The sequence below is a fragment of the Streptomyces sp. PR69 genome (assembly GCF_026420845.1).
Lineage (GTDB): Bacteria > Actinomycetota > Actinomycetes > Streptomycetales > Streptomycetaceae > Streptomyces.
In genome coordinates this window covers 92,921-112,247 of sequence record NZ_JAOWCB010000017.1, presented here as the reverse complement: position 1 = coordinate 112,247, position 19,327 = coordinate 92,921, and the positions used below count along the sequence as shown (strand labels likewise).

Annotated in this window: 22 protein-coding genes; 16 read left to right on the top strand and 6 right to left on the bottom strand. The window is 71.8% G+C overall.

The window, feature by feature from the left end; genetic code table 11:
* Nucleotides 1-84: 84 nt before the first annotated feature.
* Both OF819_RS18280 and cofC read right to left on the bottom strand, forming a co-directional pair.
* Entirely contained in the window at nucleotides 85-288 is a 204-nt protein-coding gene (locus OF819_RS18280; protein ID WP_267244636.1) for a hypothetical protein, read from the bottom strand.
* 188 nt (nucleotides 289-476) lie between these two features.
* A complete protein-coding gene (cofC, locus tag OF819_RS18275) occupies nucleotides 477-1,193 on the bottom strand; it encodes a 2-phospho-L-lactate guanylyltransferase (RefSeq protein WP_267244635.1) in 717 nt (238 codons plus the stop codon).
* Nucleotides 1,194-1,340: 147 nt separating this feature from the next.
* Here cofC and OF819_RS18270 point away from each other — a divergent pair, with 147 nt between their 5' ends.
* The 3 genes from OF819_RS18270 (at nucleotide 1,341) to OF819_RS18260 (ending at nucleotide 4,460) form a co-directional block, all read left to right on the top strand.
* Nucleotides 1,341-2,093 (top strand): lysophospholipid acyltransferase family protein, encoded by a 753-nt coding sequence (locus OF819_RS18270; RefSeq protein ID WP_267244634.1) that lies wholly within the window; start codon nucleotides 1,341-1,343, stop codon nucleotides 2,091-2,093.
* Entirely contained in the window at nucleotides 2,090-3,100 is a 1,011-nt protein-coding gene (locus OF819_RS18265; protein WP_267244633.1) for an NAD(P)H-dependent glycerol-3-phosphate dehydrogenase, read from the top strand. Before OF819_RS18270 ends, OF819_RS18265 begins: the two co-directional genes overlap by 4 nt.
* A gap of 184 nt (nucleotides 3,101-3,284) precedes the next feature.
* Nucleotides 3,285-4,460 carry a D-alanine--D-alanine ligase family protein gene (locus tag OF819_RS18260; RefSeq protein ID WP_267244632.1) on the top strand — a complete coding sequence of 392 codons (1,176 nt, stop codon included), beginning with the start codon at nucleotides 3,285-3,287 and terminating at the stop codon, nucleotides 4,458-4,460.
* A 27-nt stretch (nucleotides 4,461-4,487) separates the two neighbouring features.
* On the opposite strand, the gene OF819_RS18255 is transcribed toward OF819_RS18260, so the two are convergent.
* Nucleotides 4,488-4,985 (bottom strand): DUF3515 domain-containing protein, encoded by a 498-nt coding sequence (locus OF819_RS18255; protein WP_267244631.1) that lies wholly within the window; start codon nucleotides 4,983-4,985, stop codon nucleotides 4,488-4,490.
* 20 nt (nucleotides 4,986-5,005) lie between these two features.
* A complete protein-coding gene (locus OF819_RS18250) occupies nucleotides 5,006-5,239 on the bottom strand; it encodes an Lrp/AsnC family transcriptional regulator (protein WP_267244630.1) in 234 nt (77 codons plus the stop codon).
* Between the two features lie 346 nt (nucleotides 5,240-5,585).
* Between OF819_RS18250 and OF819_RS18245 the strand changes: the two genes are divergently transcribed.
* The gene (locus OF819_RS18245; protein WP_267244629.1) at nucleotides 5,586-6,548 is read left to right on the top strand and encodes a thiamine-phosphate kinase; all 963 of its coding nucleotides are present in this window, start codon (nucleotides 5,586-5,588) and stop codon (nucleotides 6,546-6,548) included.
* A complete protein-coding gene (thiD, locus tag OF819_RS18240; RefSeq protein WP_267244628.1) occupies nucleotides 6,545-7,336 on the top strand; it encodes a bifunctional hydroxymethylpyrimidine kinase/phosphomethylpyrimidine kinase in 792 nt (263 codons plus the stop codon). The genes OF819_RS18245 and thiD overlap by 4 nt, the downstream gene beginning before the upstream one ends.
* A 113-nt stretch (nucleotides 7,337-7,449) precedes the next feature.
* Here thiD and rpmB read toward each other — a convergent pair whose 3' ends face one another.
* Nucleotides 7,450-7,635, bottom strand: a complete 186-nt coding sequence (gene rpmB / locus OF819_RS18235; protein ID WP_003993230.1) for a 50S ribosomal protein L28 — start codon at nucleotides 7,633-7,635, stop codon at nucleotides 7,450-7,452.
* 236 nt (nucleotides 7,636-7,871) lie between these two features.
* Here rpmB and OF819_RS18230 point away from each other — a divergent pair, with 236 nt between their 5' ends.
* From OF819_RS18230 to mutM, 9 genes are all read left to right on the top strand, one after another.
* A complete protein-coding gene (locus tag OF819_RS18230) occupies nucleotides 7,872-9,473 on the top strand; it encodes a DAK2 domain-containing protein (RefSeq protein ID WP_267244656.1) in 1,602 nt (533 codons plus the stop codon).
* 369 nt (nucleotides 9,474-9,842) lie between these two features.
* On the top strand, nucleotides 9,843-11,987 hold the full coding sequence (gene recG / locus OF819_RS18225) for an ATP-dependent DNA helicase RecG (RefSeq protein WP_267244655.1): 2,145 nt from the start codon (nucleotides 9,843-9,845) through the stop codon (nucleotides 11,985-11,987).
* Between the two features lie 96 nt (nucleotides 11,988-12,083).
* A complete protein-coding gene (gene rsmD, locus OF819_RS18220; RefSeq protein ID WP_267244654.1) occupies nucleotides 12,084-12,701 on the top strand; it encodes a 16S rRNA (guanine(966)-N(2))-methyltransferase RsmD in 618 nt (205 codons plus the stop codon).
* A 26-nt stretch (nucleotides 12,702-12,727) separates the two neighbouring features.
* The gene (gene coaD / locus OF819_RS18215; RefSeq protein WP_267244653.1) at nucleotides 12,728-13,207 is read left to right on the top strand and encodes a pantetheine-phosphate adenylyltransferase; all 480 of its coding nucleotides are present in this window, start codon (nucleotides 12,728-12,730) and stop codon (nucleotides 13,205-13,207) included.
* A gap of 73 nt (nucleotides 13,208-13,280) precedes the next feature.
* Nucleotides 13,281-14,357 carry an ATP synthase F0 subunit B gene (locus OF819_RS18210; protein ID WP_267244627.1) on the top strand — a complete coding sequence of 359 codons (1,077 nt, stop codon included), beginning with the start codon at nucleotides 13,281-13,283 and terminating at the stop codon, nucleotides 14,355-14,357.
* Nucleotides 14,358-14,490: 133 nt separating this feature from the next.
* Complete coding sequence (locus OF819_RS18205) at nucleotides 14,491-15,183, top strand: YceD family protein (RefSeq protein ID WP_267244652.1); 693 nt, start codon at nucleotides 14,491-14,493, stop codon at nucleotides 15,181-15,183.
* Between the two features lie 2 nt (nucleotides 15,184-15,185).
* Nucleotides 15,186-15,359: a 50S ribosomal protein L32 gene (rpmF, locus tag OF819_RS18200; protein WP_026165248.1), complete on the top strand. Its 174-nt coding sequence runs from the start codon at nucleotides 15,186-15,188 to the stop codon at nucleotides 15,357-15,359.
* A 19-nt stretch (nucleotides 15,360-15,378) separates the two neighbouring features.
* The gene (gene rnc, locus OF819_RS18195; RefSeq protein WP_267244626.1) at nucleotides 15,379-16,188 is read left to right on the top strand and encodes a ribonuclease III; all 810 of its coding nucleotides are present in this window, start codon (nucleotides 15,379-15,381) and stop codon (nucleotides 16,186-16,188) included.
* 305 nt (nucleotides 16,189-16,493) lie between these two features.
* Nucleotides 16,494-17,354 (top strand): bifunctional DNA-formamidopyrimidine glycosylase/DNA-(apurinic or apyrimidinic site) lyase, encoded by an 861-nt coding sequence (gene mutM / locus OF819_RS18190; protein ID WP_267244625.1) that lies wholly within the window; start codon nucleotides 16,494-16,496, stop codon nucleotides 17,352-17,354.
* A gap of 37 nt (nucleotides 17,355-17,391) precedes the next feature.
* Here the strand turns inward: mutM and OF819_RS18185 are convergent, their stop codons facing one another.
* Nucleotides 17,392-18,249, bottom strand: coding sequence for a CAP domain-containing protein (locus tag OF819_RS18185; RefSeq protein WP_267244624.1), 858 nt, complete (start codon nucleotides 18,247-18,249; stop codon nucleotides 17,392-17,394).
* A gap of 156 nt (nucleotides 18,250-18,405) precedes the next feature.
* Between OF819_RS18185 and OF819_RS18180 the strand changes: the two genes are divergently transcribed.
* Both OF819_RS18180 and OF819_RS18175 read left to right on the top strand, forming a co-directional pair.
* A complete protein-coding gene (locus tag OF819_RS18180) occupies nucleotides 18,406-18,687 on the top strand; it encodes an acylphosphatase (protein ID WP_267244623.1) in 282 nt (93 codons plus the stop codon).
* Between the two features lie 392 nt (nucleotides 18,688-19,079).
* Complete coding sequence (locus tag OF819_RS18175) at nucleotides 19,080-19,298, top strand: hypothetical protein (RefSeq protein WP_267244622.1); 219 nt, start codon at nucleotides 19,080-19,082, stop codon at nucleotides 19,296-19,298.
* The last annotated feature ends 29 nt before the right edge of the window (nucleotides 19,299-19,327 follow it).

Below are 19,327 nucleotides of genomic sequence, written 5' to 3'. Positions count from 1 at the left end.
ACTCACGCGCCGGGCCGGGCTCCCCATGGGAACCCGGCCCGCGGCGCGTTCTGGGGCCGGGCCGTTCAGCTCAGCCGCCGCTCGTCACAGCGTCTGCAGCGTCACCAGCGTGATCCGCAGAGATTCCCCCTCGCCCTCGGTCTCGATGCGCACCCGCTGCCCGGGCCGGAGCAGCCGCAGACCGCCCGCGTCGAACGCCGCGGCGTCGAATTCGACCGGCGTGCCGTCGTCGAGGAGCACGCTGCCGCGGCGGGTGTCGGGGTCGTATGTGTAGGAGGTCGCCTGCATGCGGCCAGCCTATCCGCCGCGGCGCTTCTGTACCTGGGGGCTTGAGCCCCCAGACCCCCGGTCCTCAAACTCCCCCAGCTACCGCTGGGAGGTGCCCCCAGACGGGCTGGAAATGCAGCCCCGCCGGCTATTGAGGCGCGGGGGTTCGGGGGCAGCGCCCCCGTACGGGGTCTGGGGCGGAGCCCCAGTTATGGGAGCCCCGGCGCGGCCGCCGCCCACCGTTCCGCCGTCCGCGGGCCCACCCCCAGCGCGAACGCCGCCGCCAGATCCGCCTCCGTGTCCACGTCCTGCCGTACCGAATCGACCCCGTCCAGCACGATTTCCACGGCCCCCGACGCCAAATGGCGACGCCGCGAGGGGCCGCCGAAAGCCGGGCGCAATTCCTTCCCCGGTGCGGCTGCCAGCAATGTGGTGCCGATTCCCGCCGCATCCGTCAGAAATGCCCGTGGAAATACCGAAGCGTGCGCCAGTACGCGCGCCAATTCTCCGGGGCGCAATGCGGGAAGATCGGCGTTGAGCGCGGCGAGCGGTGCGCCCGGCCGCAGGGAGCGCACCGCGCGCGCCCCGTGCACCAGCGCCGCATTGAGCCCCGCGCCCGGGGAGTCCGGCACGATGCGCGCCCCCAGGGCCGCCAGCCCGGCCGCGGCCGCGGGATCGTCCGTGACGACCGCCACATCGGCGACAGCGGGGCTGGCCAGCGCCGCGGCCACCGTGTCCAGGGCGAAGGCGAGCGCAAGGCGGGGCCGCAGCAGCTCGTCGGCCGCACCCGAGAGCCGGCTCTTGGCCAGCGCCAGCGGCTTCAGCGGGACGATCAGCGACCAGCGGACCGCCGCATCGCCCCATGCGGCGGCCGTGGCGTCCGTGGCCCGAATGGCGTTCGTGGCAAGCTCTCCGTCCGTGCGCATCGGGCCCATTGTGGCCCGTGCGCGGGAAGGCCCACAGCGCCGGGCTGACAGACGAGGCGTACGGTGTCCTCGACAGACCAGGGGCCTGGGGCGACACTTGACCCCCAGCAGCCAGGCAGTAGCCCGGTCAAAGAGGAAGGTGTCCGAGTGTCCCGCCGTAGAATCGGCTTCTGGTACCGCCTGGCGGCGGTCATCGCGAAACCGCCGCTGTTGATTCTGTTCAAACGGGACTGGCGGGGAATGGAACACATTCCGGCCCAGGGCGGATTTATCACCGCGGTCAACCACAACTCCTATCTCGATCCCCTCTCCTACGCCCACTTCCAGTACAACACCGGACGCGTGCCGCGCTTCCTGGCGAAGGACGGGCTGTTCAAGGGCGCGTTCGTCGGCATGATGCTGCGCGGCACCCGGCAGATCCCGGTGTACCGCGAGACCACCAACGCCGTGGACGCCTTCCGCGCCGCCGTGGACGCCATCGAGCGGGGCGAGTGCGTCGCCTTCTACCCCGAGGGCACGCTCACCCGCGACCCGCAGATGTGGCCCATGGCGGGCAAGACCGGGGTCGCGCGGGTCGCGCTGCTCACCAAGGCCCCCGTCATCCCCGTGGCCCAGTGGGGCGCGAACCTGGCGATGCCGCCGTACGCCAAGGAGAAGAAGTTCCGGCTCTTCCCCCGCAAGACCCTCAGAGTCAAGGCGGGTCCGCCGGTCGATCTGAGCCGCTTCTACGGCGTCGAACCCACCCCCGAGGTGCTCCGCGAGGCGACCGAGGCCATCATGGCGGAGATCACCTCGCTGCTGGAGGACGTGCGCGGCGAGAAGGCCCCGGACCGGCCCTACGACCACCGCAAGGCACGTGCAGAACAGCGGCGCAAGGCCGCCGGGGAGGGAAGCAAGTGACAGAGCCCGCCAAGGCGGCCGTGTTCGGAACCGGCTCGTGGGGGACGGCGTTCGCCATGGTCCTCGCCGACGCCGGCTGCGAGGTGACCCTGTGGGGCCGGCGGGCGGAGCTCGCCGAAGCCGTCAACACCACCCGCACCAACCCCGACTACCTTCCCGGCATCGAACTCCCGGCCCGGATCACGGCCACGACCGACCCGGCCGAGGCGCTGCGCGGCGCGGACTTCGCGGTGCTCGCCATCCCCTCCCAGACCCTGCGCGCCAACCTCGCCGAGTGGGCCCCGCTGCTGCCCCCCGACACGATCCTCGTCTCCCTGATGAAGGGCGTCGAACTCGGCACCGCCAAGCGGATGAGCGAGGTCATCGAGGAGGTGGCGGGCGTCCCGCCCGAGCGGGTCGCCGTCGTCACCGGCCCCAACCTCGCCAAGGAGATCGCCGAACGCCGCCCGGCCGCCGCGGTCGTCGCCTGCGTCGACGAATCCGTCGCCCAGCGCCTGCAGGCCGCCTGCCACACCCCGTACTTCCGGCCGTACACCAACACCGACGTGGTGGGCTGCGAACTGGGCGGCGCGGTCAAGAACGTCATCGGCCTCGCCGTCGGCATCGCGGACGGCATGGGTCTCGGTGACAACGCCAAGGGCTCGCTGATCACCCGCGGCCTCGCCGAGACCACGCGCCTCGGCCTCGCCATGGGCGCCGACCCGCTGACCTTCTCGGGCCTCGCGGGCCTGGGCGACCTGGTCGCCACCTGCTCCTCGCCGCTCTCCCGCAACCACACCTTCGGCACCAACCTGGGGCGCGGGATGACGCTCCAGGAGACCATCGCCGTCACCAAGCAGACCGCCGAGGGCGTCAAGTCCTGCGAGTCCGTGCTGGATCTGGCGCGCCGCCACGGCGTCGACATGCCGATCACCGAGACGGTCGTCGGCATCGTCCACGAGGGCAAGCCGCCGGCGGTGGCGCTGAAGGAACTGATGTCGCGCAGCGCCAAGTCAGAGCGCCGCTGAGCGTTTCCCCGGGGGCTCCGCCCCCGGACCCCCGCGCCTCAGTCTCCCCCAGCTGCCGCTGGGGGTACCCCCAGGCGGGGCTTGAATGTGCCGGGGGTCTGGGGGCGGAGCCCCCAGTTGGCAGGCCGACGCACTGTCCGCAGGGCTCCCCGCCCCGCACCCCGCAAGGTACTCTCGTCGCGATATGAGCACCGAGAACCACTCCCAGAGCCCCCACCCTCCCCACCCCGGAGGGCAGTCGCTCCGCAAGCCGCGCGTGGCCGTCGTGTTCGGCGGACGCAGTTCCGAGCACGGCATCTCGGTCGTCACCGCCGGCGCCGTCCTGCGCGCCATCGACCGGGCCAAGTACGACGTGCTGCCCATCGGCATCACCGCCGACGGCCGCTGGGCGCTCACCGGCGACGATCCGGACCGGATGACGATCGCCGACCGCACGGTGCCGGATGTCGCCCGGCTCGCCGAGTCCGGGGAGGGCGGTGTCGTCCTCTCCGTCGACCCCGGCAGCCGCGAAGTCGTCTACACGGAGCCCGGCGCCGTGCCCAAGGCGCTCGGCGAAGTCGACGTGGTCTTCCCCGTGCTGCACGGCCCGTACGGAGAGGACGGCACCCTTCAGGGCATGCTGGAGCTCGCAGGCGTCCCGTACGTCGGCTCCGGCGTCCTGGCCTCCGCCGTCGGGCAGGACAAGGAGTATATGAAGCGGATCTTCATCTCCTTCGGACTCCCGGTCGGCCCGTACACGGTGATCCGCCCCCGCGAGTGGGAGCAGGACGCGTCCGCCGCCCGGAAGAAGATCATCGACTTCGCCGGGGACCACGGCTGGCCGCTCTTCGTCAAGCCCGCGCGCGCCGGTTCGTCCATCGGCATCACCAAGGTCGACGATCTCTCCGGCCTTGACGCCGCGGTCGAGGAGGCGCAGCGTCATGACCCCAAGATCATTGTGGAGGCGCTGGTCCGCGGCCGGGAGATCGAGTGCGGGGTGCTGGAGTTCGAGGACGGGCCGCGGGCCAGTGTGCCCGCCGAGATCCCGCCGGTCAGCTCGCATGACTTCTACGACTTCGAGGCCAAGTACATCGACTCGGCCTCCGGAGTGGTGCCCGCGCCGCTGACCGACGAGCAGACCGCCGAGGTGCGCCGTCTCGCGATCGAGGCCTTCGACGCCGCCTCCTGCGAGGGTCTGGTCCGGGCCGACTTCTTCCTCACCGAGGACGGCCGGTTTGTGATCAACGAGATCAACACGATGCCCGGCTTCACCCCCATCTCGATGTACCCGCGCATGTGGGAGGAGAGCGGTGTGAGCTACCCGGAGCTGGTGGACCAGCTGATCCAGGCCGCGCTGCGCCGCTCGACCGGGCTGCGCTGACACACGTGGGAAACCCGGCGCCGCGGCCTACAGGCTGGCGGGGACCGTCTTCTCGACGGCCTCGGCCAGCCCGGCCAGCGGTCCGGCGTCATGCGCGTACCGCTTGTCCAGCACGACCTCGACATAGGCGGTGCGGTACGTCGTGGTGAACCGGGGACCGGCGTCCTCCTCGCCGGTGTGCTCCTCCACCAGCCAGCCGACCCCGTTCACTTCCAGCCCCTGGGACTGGGGGTCGTCCATGGCCGGGGGCCGCGGCACGCCGCAGCGCAGTACGATCGCGCCATCGCCCCAGGCGGCGGTGTACGCGGAGGCCGGCTGCGGGTCCCGGCGGCTCTGGCCGGCGACGGACTCGGGGAGCTCCTCGTCCAGTGCACGGCAGACCGCTGCTTCGGCGGGCGGGGGGCTGGGAACCGCTGCCCGCACCGTCGCGTCCGCGGGGGAGCAGCCCACAGCCGCCGGCAGCAGCACAGCGGCAGCGGCGGCAGCGGCGGGCAGACAGAGGGGCCGACGGCGCGAAAACGTCACCGGCCAAGCGTAGACGGGGGCTACAGGTGCACGACCGGGCAGGTCAGCGTACGGGTGATGCCTTCCACCTGCTGGACCTTGGCGACCACCATACGGCCGAGGTCGTCTACCGTGTCCGCCTGGGCGCGCACGATCACGTCATAGGGTCCGGTCACGTCCTCGGCCTGGATCACTCCCGGGATCTTGCTGATGACCTCGGCGACGACCGACGCTTTGCCCACCTCGGTCTGGATGAGGATGTACGCCTGTACCACGGAACCTCCAGGGCGGCCACGAGGATTCGTGTTCGGGGGAAAGGGACGCCACGGTATCGCGTCGCCGCGGGTCAGGGGGAGACCCGGGCCCTGTGGACGCGCGAAGCGTGGCGCGCACCGGCCGGACGCCGGGGCGCCGCACGCCGTGCGGCCCGGTGCCGTGTGGGCCGCACGCCGCGCAGGCTGGCGTACCAGGCGGCGCAGGGGATAAGAGAAGTTGACGTGTCTGTCGACGGTGACCGGGTCTCTTGACGGTACCCAGGACGACAGACGCCCGCGACCGCGGGCGGAGCGAGCGGACAGCCCGGCCGGACGGCCCGGCCGGGCCATGGAGAGGTGGGACTCGGTGAAGGGCACTGTGGGCGAGTTGGGGGAGTTCGGGCTGATCAGAGAGCTCACCTCCCGGCTCACCTCCACTCCCGCGGTGCGGCTCGGACCGGGCGACGACGCCGCGGTCGTGGCCGCCCCCGACCGCAGGGTCGTGGCCAGCACGGACCTCCTCCTGGAGGGACGGCACTTCCGCCGCGACTGGTCGACCGCGTACGACGTGGGCCGCAAGGCCGCCGCGCAGAACCTCGCCGACATCGCGGCGATGGGCGCCGTGCCCACCGCGCTGCTGCTCGGCCTCGTCGTGCCCGCAGAGCTGCCGGTCACCTGGGCGACCGAGCTGATGGACGGCATCCGCGACGAATGCCAGGTCGCGGGGGCGGCCGTGGTCGGCGGCGATGTCGTACGCGGCGATGTCATCACGCTCGCGATCACCGCGCTGGGAGATCTGCGCAACCACGAGCCGGTGACCCGGTCCGGGGCCCAGCCCGGCGACGTCGTCGCCTACACCGGATGGCTGGGCTGGTCGGCGGCCGGGCACGCGGTCCTCTCCCGCGGCTTCCGCTCCCCGCGCGCCTTCGTCGAGGCCCACCGCAGGCCCGAGCCGCCGTACCACGCGGGCCCCGCGGCCGCCGGTCTGGGCGCCACCGCCATGTGCGACATCAGCGACGGACTGGTCGCCGACCTCGGGCACATCGCGGAGGCCAGCAAGGTCCGGATCGATCTGCGGTCCGGCAGCATCGACATCCCGAGCCAGATGAACGACATCGGGCAGGCCGTCGGCGTCGACCCGATCCAGTGGGTGCTGACCGGGGGCGAGGACCATGCGATCGTCGCCACCTTCCCGCCGGATGTGAAGCTGCCCGCCCGCTGGAAGGTGATCGGCGAGGTGCTCAACCCGTCGGCGCTGCCGCAGGTGACGGTGGACGGCGCGCCCTGGACCAGCAAGAGCGGCTGGGACCACTTCAGGGAGAGCGAATGACGGGCGCACCTCCTCGGGTGCTGACCGTCGCCGGGTCCGACTCCGGCGGCGGCGCCGGCATCCAGGCGGACCTCAAGACCATGCTGGCGCTCGGCGTGCACGGCATGAGCGTCGTCACCGCCGTCACCGCGCAGAACTCGCGGGGCGTGCAGGGCGCGTGGGAGCTGCCCGCCGAGGCGGTCCGCGCCCAGTACCGCAGCGTCGTCGACGACATCGGCGTACAGGCCGTGAAGACCGGCATGCTGGCGTCCGCGGAGCTCGTGGAGACGGTCGCGGAGCTGCTGGCCGGGACGGACGCCCCCGTGGTCGTGGACCCGGTGGGGATCTCCAAGCACGGGGACGCGCTGCTCGCCGCCTCGGCGCTCGGCTCCGTACGCACCCGGCTGCTGCCGACGGCGACCGTGGCCACCCCGAACCTGGACGAGACGGCGCAGCTCACCGGCGTACGAGTGGAGAGCGAGGCGGATCTGCCAAGGGCGGCCGAGGCCCTGCTGGAGTACGGCCCGCGGTGGGCGCTCATCAAGGGCGGACATCTGGCGGGAGACGCGGTCGACCTGCTGACGGACGGTTCCGAGGAGCACTGGCTGCGCGCTCCCCGCAGTGAGAACCGCCATACGCACGGCACGGGCTGCACGCTCGCCTCGGCGATCGCGGCGGGCCTGGCGAAGGGGCTGGGCGTGCCGGAGGCGGTGCGGCAGGCCAAGGAGTATGTGACGGGCGCGATCGCGGGCGGCTTCGCGCTGGGTGCGGGGATCGGCCCGGTGGACCACGCCTGGCGCCTGCGCTGAGCGCTCCGCGGGAAGCGCCGCGACCTGCCGGAGAAAGGCAGAAAGCCGGTCCATCGGCTGATGGACCGGCTTTCAGGGCAACCGGAGGGCTGCGCTACGACGAAGCGTCGGCGTTAGCGCGAGACCTTGCCGGCCTTGATGCACGAGGTGCAGGCATTGACGCGCTTCGGCGTCCCGCCGACCACAGTACGGACGCGCTGGATGTTCGGGTTCCAGCGACGGGACGTACGGCGGTGCGAGTGCGAGATGTTGTTGCCGAAGCCCGGCCCCTTGCCGCAGACGTCGCAGTTGGCAGCCACGGGTCACTCCAAAGACTTCAGATGCACTTACAGTGAATTCCGGCATGCCGGAATCAGTGGTCTGATGGTGGCTTTGCCGGGAAAGGGCCCGACTCTCATCGGGCAACCGGAGCAGCATACAACGGCTGCGTCCGGGATACGAAACTACCATGGTTCGCCCTGCCCCCGCCCTGCCCACCGGCCGGAACCGGGTCTACCCTGCGGTGCAGCCCAGCCCGATCAAGGAGGATTGCCCGGTGCCGCAGACCCTCGACGCCGTCGCGGTACGCAGCTGGTGCGCACGGGCGCTGGACGCGCTGGGCCGGGAGCGCGAGGAAATCGACGCGATCAACGTCTACCCGGTCGCGGACGCCGACACCGGCACGAATCTGTATCTGACCGTGGAATCGGCGGCCCGGGCGGTCGAGGCGGTCTTCGCGGCGCACGAGGTCGGATCCTCCAGCCCCGCCCCCGGCGAGGCCGTCCGCGCGATGGCGCACGGCGCGCTGATCGGGGCCCGCGGCAACTCGGGCACGATCCTGGCGCAGCTGCTGCGCGGCATGGCCGAGCGGCTCGCCGACGGGGACGAGCTGCCCGGCGCCCTGCGCCGCGCCGCCCAGCTGGCGCGGGAAGCCGTCGCACACCCCGTGGAGGGCACCATCCTCAGCGTGGCGGGCGCGGCGGCCGACGCGGCGGGCGCGTGCACGGCCCCGGAGGACGCCGGGGCGGTTGCCAAGGCCGCGTACGAAGGCGCCAGGACGGCCCTCGACGCGACCCCCGGGCAGCTGGAGGTGCTGGCCCGCGCGGGCGTCGTGGACGCGGGCGGACGCGGGCTGCTCACGGTCCTGGGGGCGCTGGTGGAGACGGTCTCCGGCGCGGCGGTCCCGGCACGGCATGAGCGGGTCGCCCACCCCGCGCCGCCGCCGGAGCAGTGCGGCGCCGAAGGCGGCCCCGCCTTCGAGGTGATCTACCTCCTGGAAGCGGACGACGCGGCGGTGTCGCGGCTGCGGACCCGCCTCGACGGCCTGGGGGACTCCCTGGTCGTCGTCGGCGGCGACGGCCTGTGGAATGTCCACGTCCATGTCGACGACGCGGGCGCGGCCGTGGAGGCGGGCGTCGAGGCGGGCCGCCCGTACCGCATCCGCATCACCCACTTCGCTGCCGCCGCTGCGGCCGCGGCGCCCCGCCGCGAGCCGGTGCAGCGGGCCGTCGTGGCGGTCGTCCCCGCGGAGGGGATGGCCGCCCTGTGCGCCGAGGCCGGCGCGACCACCGTGCTGGCGCGGCCCGGAGAACCGCCCGCCAGCGGCGAACTCGTCGACGCGATCCGGCGCGCCCACGCCCGCGAGGTCGTCCTCCTGCCGAACGACCCCGACCTGCGCCACACCGCGGCCGCCGCGGCGGAACAGGCCCGTACGGAGGGCGTGCGCGTCGCCCTCATCCCCACCCGCGCCGCCGTCCAGGGCATCGCGGCCCTCGCCGTCCACGAGCCCGGCCGCCGCTTCGACGAGGACGTGGTCGCCATGACCGCGGCCGCCGGCGCGACCCGCTACGCCGAGCTGGCCGTCGCGGAACGCCAGTCCTGGACCACCGCCGGCGTCTGCCAGGCCGGTGACATCCTCGGCCTGATCGACGGCGACGTCGCCGTCATCGGCCACGACCTCGCCGCCACCGCCGAGACGGTCCTCGACCGCATGCTCTCCGCGGGCGGCGAACTGGTCACCCTCATCGCCGCGGACTCCGCACCGGCCGGGCTGACCGCGCGGCTGGAATCGCATGTCCGGGAGACGCACCTGGCGGTGGACACGGTGGCGTATGCCGGGGGAGCGGACGAGGCGCCGCTGCGGATAGGGGTTGAGTAGCTTTCCCCACCCCTCCCCTTCCCGAACTGGGGCTCCGCCCCAGACCCCGCGCCTCAATCGCCGGCGGGGCTTCTTTTGTCCTCAATCTCCCCCAGCTACCTCCCCCAGACTCCGTCCGGGGGTACCCCCACGGAGGTGCCCCCAACGGGCTGGATTTTCCAGCCCGTCCGGCGATTGAGGACACGGCCGAAGGCCGTACGGGGTCTGGGGGCTTGCCCCCAGTTACGGGTAGGGGCGGGTAGGGGAAAAGGCACCCCGGCCGCCGCACCCCGCACCGCCCCGGTTGTCAGTCACGTGGTGTGCAATGGATCCGTGCACGCCCTCGACGAACCGCTCAAGACCACCCTCGGCCCCGCCACCGCCAAGGTCATGGCCGAGCACCTCGACCTGCACACCGTCGGCGATCTGCTGCACCACTACCCCCGCCGGTACGCCGAGCGCGGCGAGCTGACCCGGCTCGCCGAGCTGCCTCTCGACGAGCACGTCACGGTCGTCGCCCAAGTCGCCACCGCCCGCATCCTGAAGTTCAACGGCGGGCGCGGCCAGCGCCTGGAGGTCACCATCACCGACGGCAGCGGTCAGCTGCAGCTGGTGTTCTTCGGCCGCGGCGTCCACAAGCCGCACAAGGACCTGCTGCCCGGCACCCGCGCCATGTTCGCGGGCAAGGTGTCCGTCTTCAACCGCAAGCTCCAGCTCGCCCACCCCGCGTACGAGCTGCTGCGCGAGGGCCGCGACGGCGACTCTGCGGCCGACGCCTGGGCGAACGCGCTGATCCCGATCTACCCGGCCACCGCCAAGCTGGAGTCCTGGAAGATCTCCAAGGCGGTCGACGCGGTGCTGCCGAGCGCCGCGGAGGCCGCCGACCCGCTGCCGTCCGCCCTGCGGGAGGGCCGCGGGCTGGCCTCCCTGCCGGACGCCCTCCGCAAGGTCCACCGCCCGCGCACCAAGGCGGACGTCGCCGCCGCCCGTGAGCGGCTCAAGTGGGACGAGGCGTTCGTCCTCCAGGTCGCCCTCGCCCGCCGCCGGTTCGCCGACACCCAGCTCCCGGCCGTGGCCCGCACCCCGAAGCCGGACGGGCTGCTCGCCGCTTTCGACGCCAAACTGCCCTTCACCCTCACCGAGGGACAGCAGAAGGTCTCCGGGGAGATCTTCGGCGATCTGGCGACAGAGCACCCGATGCACCGCCTCCTGCAAGGCGAAGTGGGCTCCGGCAAGACGATGGTGGCGCTGCGGGCGATGCTCGCCGTCGTCGACGCCGGCGGCCAGGCCGCCATGCTCGCTCCGACCGAGGTCCTCGCCCAGCAGCACTGGCGCTCCGTCGTGGAGATGATGGGCGAGCTCGCCGAAGGCGGGATGCTCGGCGGCGCCGAGCAGGCCACCAAGGTGGTGCTGCTCACCGGCTCCATGGGCGCGGCAGCCCGCCGCCGGGCCCTGCTCGACCTGGCGACCGGCGAGGCCGGCGTCGTCATCGGCACGCATGCGCTCATCGAGGACAAGGTGCAGTTCCACGACCTCGGCCTGGTCGTGGTCGACGAGCAGCACCGCTTCGGCGTGGAGCAGCGCGACGCCCTGCGCTCCAAAGGACACTCCCAGAGGGAAAGCCGGACCCCGCATCTGCTGGTGATGACGGCCACCCCTATCCCGCGCACCGTCGCCATGACCGTCTTCGGCGATCTGGAGACCTCCGTCCTGGACGAGCTGCCCGCCGGCCGTTCGCCGATCGCCAGCCATGTGGTCCCCGCCCGGGACAAGCCGCACTATCTGGCCCGCGCCTGGGAGCGGGTGCGGGAAGAGGTCTCCAAGGGCCATCAGGCCTACGTGGTGTGCCCCCGCATCGGCGACGACCTCGACGAGAGCGCCGCCGCGCGCGCGAAGTCCCCCGAGGACGAAGCGGAGAAGCGCCCGCCGCTCGCGGTGGTCGATGTGCTGGAGCAGCTCGCCGAGGGCCCGCTCGCCGGGCTGCGCCTCGCCATGCTGCACGGGCGGATGCAGCCGGACGAGAAGGACGACGTGATGCGCCGCTTCGCCGCGGGCGAGGTGGATGTGCTGGTCGCCACCACCGTCATCGAGGTCGGGGTCAATGTGCCCAACGCCACCGTTATGGTGATCATGGATGCGGACCGCTTCGGCGTCTCCCAGCTCCACCAGCTTCGCGGCCGGGTCGGCCGCGGCTCCGCCCCCGGCCTGTGCCTGCTGGTCACCGAGATGCCCGAGGCCAGCCCGGCCCGCGCCCGGCTGGGCGCGGTCGCCGCCACGCTCGACGGCTTCGAGCTGTCCCGCATCGACCTCGAACAGCGCCGCGAGGGCGATGTCCTCGGACAGGCCCAGTCCGGCGTCCGCTCCTCGCTGCGGATGCTCACGGTCATCGACGATGAGGAGGTCATCGCCGCGGCCCGCGAGGAAGCCACGAAGATCGTCACAGCGGACCCGGAGCTGGCGGGCTTCCCGGAGCTGCGCACCGCCCTGGACGCCCTGCTCGACCAGGAGCGCGAGCAGTATCTGGACAAGGGCTGAGCACCTCGCGTACGGACCGAGGCACCTGGCGTACGGACCGAACACCCCGCGTACGGCCCGCGCGGCGGATCGCGGCATATCGTGGGGACAGCACCCCTGCACCATCGCCCCGACGAGGATCGACACACCATGACCCGCGTGATCGCCGGCGCCGCCGGCGGACGCCGCCTGGCCGTCCCGCCGGGCAACGGCACCCGGCCCACCTCCGACCGGGCCCGTGAGGGCCTGTTCTCCAGCTGGGAGTCGCTGCTCGGCGGCTTCCACGGAATCCGGGTCGCCGATCTGTACGCCGGCTCGGGGGCCGTCGGGCTCGAAGCGCTCTCCCGCGGCGCCGCCCATGCCCTCCTCGTCGAGGCGGACCCCCGCGCCGCCCGCACCGTCCGTGAGAACGTCCGCACGCTCGGGCTGCCCGGCGCGGAGCTGCGCACGGGCAGAGCGGAGCAGATCGTCGCGGGACCGGCCCCGGCCGAACCGTACGACCTGGTCTTCCTCGACCCTCCCTACGCCGTCTCCGATGACGATCTTCGGGAGATCCTCCTCACACTCCGCTTTCAGGGGTGGCTTGCGGACGACGCCGTCGCCACCGTGGAGCGCAGCACCAGAGGCGGGGAATTCAACTGGCCCAAGGGATTTGAGCCGCTGCGGGCCCGCCGCTACGGCGAGGGCACGCTTTGGTACGGTCGCGCCGCCTCTACGTGCGAAGACGCACCATGACCGGACCGGAGAGCGAGGGACTTCAGTTGCGCCGCGCAGTCTGTCCGGGGTCGTTCGACCCCATCACCAATGGACATCTGGACATCATCGCTCGCGCCTCCAAGCTGTATGACGTCGTATACGTCGCGGTGATGATCAACCAGTCCAAGAAGGGGCTGTTCACCGTCGAGGAGCGCATGGCGCTCATCCGCGAGGTGACCAGCGAGTACGGCAATGTGGTGGTCGAGTCCCACCACGGCCTGCTCGTCGACTTCTGCAAGGAGCGCGACATCCCGGCCATCGTGAAGGGCCTGCGCGCCGTCAGCGACTTCGACTACGAACTGCAGATGGCCCAGATGAACAACGGGCTCTCGGGCGTCGAGACCCTGTTCGTGCCGACCAACCCCACCTACAGCTTCCTCTCCTCCAGCCTGGTCAAGGAGGTCGCGGCCTGGGGCGGCGACGTCTCCCACCTGCTGCCGCCCGCCGTCCACCGGGCCCTGATCGAGCGGCTTGCCGAGAAGTGAGCCACACAGCGCCGACTGCCCTTAAAGTCGTGCCGTCCGTCTCCAACCCGCTGTAGAGAGTGGCGAGCACGCCGTGGATGTGCAGAAGAAGCTCGATGAGATCGTCGAGTCGGTCAGCAGCGCCCGCTCCATGCCCATGTCGGCCTCCTGCGTGGTCAACCGCGCCGAGCTGCTCGCCATGCTCGAAGAGGTGCGCCAGGCGCTGCCCGACTCGCTCGCCCAGGCCAGGGAGCTGATCGGCGGCCGGGAGCAGCTCGTCGAGGAGGCCCGCCAGGAGGCCGAGCGGATCATCCAGTCGGCCCACGCCGAGCGCGGCTCCCTGATCTCCGACACCCAGGTCGCGCGCCAGTCCCGGGACCAGGCCGACCGCATCCTGGCCGAGGCCCGCAGGGAGGCCGAGGAGATCCGCGCCGAGGCCGACGACTACGTCGACTCCAAGCTCGCCAACTTCGAGGTGGTCCTCACCAAGACCATCGGCTCCGTCGACCGCGGCCGCGAGAAGCTGCTCGGCCGCGGCAACGCCCTGTCCGGGGGGTACGACGCCGACGCCGACGCGGACGCCCCCGAGTACAGCGCCGACCCCGCCACCCTGATCCAGCGGGCCGACGACTACGTGGACGCCAAGCTCGGCGCCTTCGAAGCGGTGCTCTCCAAGACGCTTGAGGCCGTCGGCCGCGGCCGCCAGAAGCTGCACGGCCGTATCGCCACCGATGAGCTGGGCGCGCATATCGCCGCCCAGGACGCGGCGGGCGCGCCCCGGCACTCCAGCGACGCCGACTATCTGGCGGGCCTGGCGGAGCTCGCCGACCCGGACCCGCAGGCCCAGCAGGCCCAGGCACAGCAGACACCGCAAGCCCAGCCCCAGCAGCCGCAGGGCCAGCCGCTGCAGCCGGGCATCCCGCAGCAGCCGGACCCGTACACCTACCCGCCGCAGGACGCCTACGCGTACCAGCAGGACCCGTACGCCGCCTACCAGCAGCAGCCGGCCCAGACCGGCCAGGCGGACTACGGACAGGGGTATGCGTCCCAGCAGCCCGCCTACGGCTACCAGCAGCAGCCGCAGACCCAGCCCGCGCTGGACGAGACCAGCTTCTTCGACACCAGCATGATCGACCTCGACCAGCTGCGCCGTTACGAAGAAGGGCGCTGACGCGGGCGTCCTTCCGGCCGCGGCCCGGCCGGACGGCGGGAGCGGATTGGGTCCTGGGCGAAGCGTCCAGTATCCTGGCTCTTCGGTCGCGCGTACGTCCGCGATCACGGCTGCCCGTTTCGGCCCCCCGAAAATACGGTCGGCCCCGCCTCACGATCCGAAAGCAGGAAGAGCCCTGAACGCCCGTCTCGACCACCGCAACCCCCTCGTGTTCGACACGCACGAGCTGGACCGGCGGCCCGGTGCGCTCCAGCGGCTGACCCGCACGGTCGAGGCGCCCGGTGCGCCCACGGCCTTCGGCATCGAAGGGGTCGTCGGGGTGCCGGAAGGCGCGCCCGTGGAGCTGGACCTCCGTCTTGAGTCCGTCATGGAAGGGGTGCTTGTCACAGGCGCCGCCCGTGCCACGGCCGAGGGGGAGTGCGTAAGGTGTCTGGAGCCGCTGCGCCTTGATGTCGAAGCGGACTTCCAGGAGCTGTTCTCCTACCCTGACGCCGACGACCGGGGCCGCGCCGCGGAGCCCGGAGACGACGACGAGGGCGAGGAGCGGCTTTTCCTCGAGGACGACCTGTTCGACCTCGAACCCGTGCTGCGCGATGCGGTGGTGCTCGCACTGCCGATGCAGCCGGTGTGCCGGGAGGACTGCCTCGGTCTGTGCCCCGACTGCGGGGTCAGGCTGGAAGACGACCCGGACCACCACCATGACGCCGCCGACATCCGTTGGGCGGCACTGCAGGGACTCGCCGAATCCATCAGGGACGGCGAGAAGGACGACATGAGCGGCGACGCGCCTGGATCAGCACGCGTCGACGAGAAGCAGGAGAAGTAGCCGTGGCTGTTCCGAAGCGGAAGATGTCGCGCAGCAACACGCGCCACCGCCGGTCGCAGTGGAAGGCTGCGGTCCCCACCCTGGTTTCGTGTGAGCGGTGCCAGGAGCCGAAGCAGCAGCACATCGCGTGCCCGAGCTGCGGCACCTACAACAAGCGCCAGGTTCTCGAGGTCTGAGCGGCTGGTGAGAGGCCCGATGTCTGACAACAACGTCAACGCAGCCTCGTCCCACACGCTTCTGGAAGGGCGGATCGGCTATCAGGTCGAGTCCGCCCTTCTGGTGCGTGCTCTGACCCACCGGTCGTACGCCTATGAGAACGGCGGTCTGCCCACCAACGAGCGGCTGGAGTTCCTCGGGGACTCGGTGCTCGGCCTGGTGGTCACCGACACGCTGTACCGCACCCACCCCGACCTGCCCGAAGGCCAGCTGGCCAAGCTGCGGGCCGCGGTGGTCAACTCGCGCGCCCTGGCCGAGGTCGGCCGCGGCCTTGAGCTGGGCTCCTTCATCCGGCTTGGCCGGGGCGAGGAAGGCACCGGAGGGCGGGACAAGGCGTCCATCCTCGCCGACACCCTGGAAGCGGTGATCGGCGCGGTCTATCTCGACAAGGGCCTCGAAGCGGCGTCGGAGCTGGTGCACCGGCTGTTCGACCCGCTGATCGAGAAGTCCTCGAACCTCGGCGCGGGCCTGGACTGGAAGACCAGCCTCCAGGAGCTGACTGCGGCCGAGGGCCTCGGGGTGCCGGAGTATCTGGTCACCGAGACCGGTCCGGACCACGAGAAGACCTTCACTGCTGCCGCCCGCGTCGGTGGTGTCTCGTACGGCACCGGCACCGGCCGCAGCAAGAAGGAAGCGGAGCAGCAGGCCGCGGAGTCCGCGTGGCGGGAGATCCGCGCGGCTGCGGACGAGCGTGCCGCGCAGGCGGCCGCGGAAGAGGCATCCCAGAGCGAAGGGTCCGCCGACACCCCTTCGCCTTCCCAGCCCTCCGCGGACCGCGCCTCGGCCTGACCCGCCTGCGCCGCCGCCGCTTCCTTGCGTCCCGCCGCCCACTGGGGCGGCGGGACGCTTTTGTCTGCCACCACCCGACACCCCCGCGCGGCAGGACGACCAGCCCGCCCGGGCGCGTACGCGCGGCTTCCGGTACACCCCGGAGCACGGCGTGCCGGCCTGTCCGCGGGACCTCCCCCCGAAGGCCGCCGCGGTGGCGCAGACGGCGGTCTGGTGTCCCGGCGGCGCGTGCCGCCGTCCTTGGGGGCGGCCCCTCGCGCCCGCGTTAGGCTTCAGACGTCCCCGGCAGAGAAGGAGAGCGCGCCGTGCCCGAGTTGCCCGAGGTCGAGGTGGTACGGCGGGGGCTTGAGCGCTGGGTCAGCGGGCGGACCGTCGCCGAGGTCCAGGTCCTGCACCCCCGCGCCGTACGCCGCCACCCGGCCGGCGGCGAGGACTTCGCGGCCTGCCTCAAGGGCCGCCGCATCGGCGTCGCCCGCCGCCGCGGCAAGTACCTCTGGCTCCCGCTCGCCGATGCCGACGCCTCGATCCTCGGCCACCTCGGCATGAGCGGCCAGCTCCTCGTCCAGCCCGAGACCGCGCCGGACGAAAAGCACCTCCGGATCCGTCTCCGCTTCGACGACACCGCCGGCACCGAACTCCGCTTCGTCGACCAGCGCACCTTCGGCGGCCTCTCGGTCCATGACAACACCCCGGACGGCCTGCCCGACGTGATCGCCCATATCGCCCGCGATCCGCTCGACCCGGCGTTCGACGACGCCGCCTTCCACGCCGCGCTGCGCCTGCGCCGCACCACGATCAAGCGCGCCCTGCTCGACCAGTCCCTGATCAGCGGCGTCGGCAACATCTACGCCGACGAGGCCCTGTGGCGTGCCAAGCTGCACTACGAACGGCCCACGGCCGGCTTCACCCGCCCGCGCACCGCCGAACTCCTCGGCCATGTACGCGGGGTGATGTCCGCCGCCCTCGCCGTCGGCGGCACCAGCTTCGACAGCCTGTACGTCAACGTCAACGGCGAGTCCGGCTACTTCGAGCGCTCCCTCGACGCCTACGGCCGCGAGGGCGAGCCCTGCCGCCGCTGCGGTGCCCCCATGCGCCGCCGCGCCTGGATGAACCGGTCCAGCTACTTCTGCCCGCGCTGCCAGCGCACCCCCCGCCCCCGGCCATAGCCGGGCCCGTCAGCGCCCAGCAGCCGCCCGGGAGCCGTCAGAAGCCGAAGTTCTGCGTCCACCAGGGGCCGCCTGACCCCAGGACGACCCCCACGCCCAGCGTCTTGTACTCGCAGTTCAGGATGTTGGCGCGATGGCCGTCGCTGTTCATCCAGGCGTTCATGACCGCCTTCGCGTCCGCCTGGCCGCGGGCTATGTTCTCGCCGCCCAGGTGCGACACGCCCGCCTCGTCGGCGCGGTCCCAGGGGGTCTCGCCGTCCGGGTTGGTGTGGTCGAAGAAGCCGCGGTCCTTCATGTCCTGGCTGTGGCCCTCGGCGAGATCCGCGAGGGCGCCGTCGGCGCGCACCGCGCTGCAGCCGGCCTTCCCGCGTTCGGCGTTGACGATGCTCAGCACCGTCGCCGCCTCGGCCTCCGCCCTGGACGCGGCCTCGGCGGCCGGGCTCGTCCGCTCGGCCGACCGGCTGGAGGAGGGGGGCTGGGTACGCGGCGGAGCGGCCGTCTCGGTCTTGGCCTGCGACTTCTCCGGCTCCGGGGCCTTGGTCTTCTGGGAGGGCGTCGCCGAAGGCTTGGCGGGGGTGGGGGAGGCGGTCTTTGACCCGGACGCCGGAGACTTCGACGGGCCGGCGTCGGAGTCCGGACCCGTGTTCAGGCCCGGCGAGGCCGCGGGGGTGTCCGTCGGGGACGCGCTCGCGCCGCCCTGGGCGTCGAGCTGCCCGGAACCCTCGGTGCGCACCTTGGTGCTCGAACCGCCGCCGAGGCCCCCGAAGGTGAATGTGTCGCCGCCCGGCAGCAGCCCGGAGGTCACGGCCACGGCGCCGATCGCCATGGCGGCGGAGGCGCCGAGCAACCCGGTGCGTACGGGCCTGCGCCCGCGCTTCCGTCGATGGCGTCCCATCTGCTGTGCCTTCCTGATGCGCGACGTCGTCCTGGACGTCGGACGTCAAGCCAGATCGAGTCACCCATACGGGTGAGGCTCATTGCGACGGGACTGTACGCCATGACGCGTGGGGGTGAAGTGCTCTCTGCGCAATTGGGCGGCTACCGTGCACGCATGCATGACGTCGCACGGTTCACGGCCTGGGTACGCGGCCGAGTACAGGGAGTGGGTTTCCGCTGGTTCACCAGGGCAAACGCTCTGGAGATCGGCGGCCTGACCGGTTTCGCCCTGAATCTCGACGACGGCAGGGTGCAGATCGTGGCAGAGGGCCCACGTGAGAATTGCCACCGTTTGCTGGAGTGGCTTCGCTCCGGCGACACTCCCGGGCAGGTTTCCGGAGTCACTGAGATCTGGGCCACGCCCCGCGGCGGCTACGACGGCTTCGCGATCCGCTGAGTGCGTGGGCGCACTCGCCCGCGCGCCGGCGGTCGGGTGTGCCCCAGGTCGTACGCCCGGGGTGGAAAAGACCTGGTGGTTGCCAAGAACGGCTTGTCATGCGAGGCTGCGCCAAGAAGGATGATCTCCACGCCCCCAGGGCCCCGCAGGAGAGGCTCCGCCGCACGCTCAGCGGCCGTATGCCCCCGGGTTGCCCCTCGATACGGGGCGTGATCGTGTTGACCGTCAAACTTTTTGGTGAGACGCTGGAAGCCCCGCGCACCTTAGCTGTTTGGCAGTAAGAACCGCAGTAATATCAAGCAGTATCCCCCCGCTGCCGAACACCGCGGGTGCGAATCCCTCACGACCCACCACCGCTTCGGTCGGTCACTCAGTGTGGAGGACCATCCATCATGGCAAAGGCGCTTCTCGGTTACGTCGGCGGTTCCGACCCGCGACTCCTCGCCGAGATGCGACGGCTGCAGCAGCGCGTCCAGGACCTCGAATCCGAGCTGGTACGGATCCAGTCCGAGAACGACGCGCTGAACGCTGCCGTCGCACAGCACCCTGGAGAGTCGCTGCTCGACGGCATCGACATCGACGTTTCCAAAGCGGAGCCCGCGCTCACCTGAGCACGTCTCCGCTGGAGATTCATCGCGCA

What these genes read in the sequence shown, in the direction of transcription:
- OF819_RS18260 (WP_267244632.1), top strand. Translation starts at nt 3,285, where the DNA reads ATGAGCACCGAGAACCACTCCCAGAGCCCCCACCCTCCCCACCCCGGA.
- rnc (WP_267244626.1), top strand. Translation starts at nt 15,379, where the DNA reads ATGTCTGACAACAACGTCAACGCAGCCTCGTCCCACACGCTTCTGGAA.
- thiD (WP_267244628.1), top strand. Translation starts at nt 6,545, where the DNA reads ATGACGGGCGCACCTCCTCGGGTGCTGACCGTCGCCGGGTCCGACTCC.
- recG (WP_267244655.1), top strand. Translation starts at nt 9,843, where the DNA reads ATGGCCGAGCACCTCGACCTGCACACCGTCGGCGATCTGCTGCACCAC.
- OF819_RS18180 (WP_267244623.1), top strand. Translation starts at nt 18,406, where the DNA reads ATGCATGACGTCGCACGGTTCACGGCCTGGGTACGCGGCCGAGTACAG.
- OF819_RS18280 (WP_267244636.1), bottom strand. Translation starts at nt 288, where the DNA reads ATGCAGGCGACCTCCTACACATACGACCCCGACACCCGCCGCGGCAGC.
- OF819_RS18185 (WP_267244624.1), bottom strand. Translation starts at nt 18,249, where the DNA reads ATGGGACGCCATCGACGGAAGCGCGGGCGCAGGCCCGTACGCACCGGG.
- OF819_RS18175 (WP_267244622.1), top strand. Translation starts at nt 19,080, where the DNA reads ATGGCAAAGGCGCTTCTCGGTTACGTCGGCGGTTCCGACCCGCGACTC.
- cofC (WP_267244635.1), bottom strand. Translation starts at nt 1,193, where the DNA reads ATGCGCACGGACGGAGAGCTTGCCACGAACGCCATTCGGGCCACGGAC.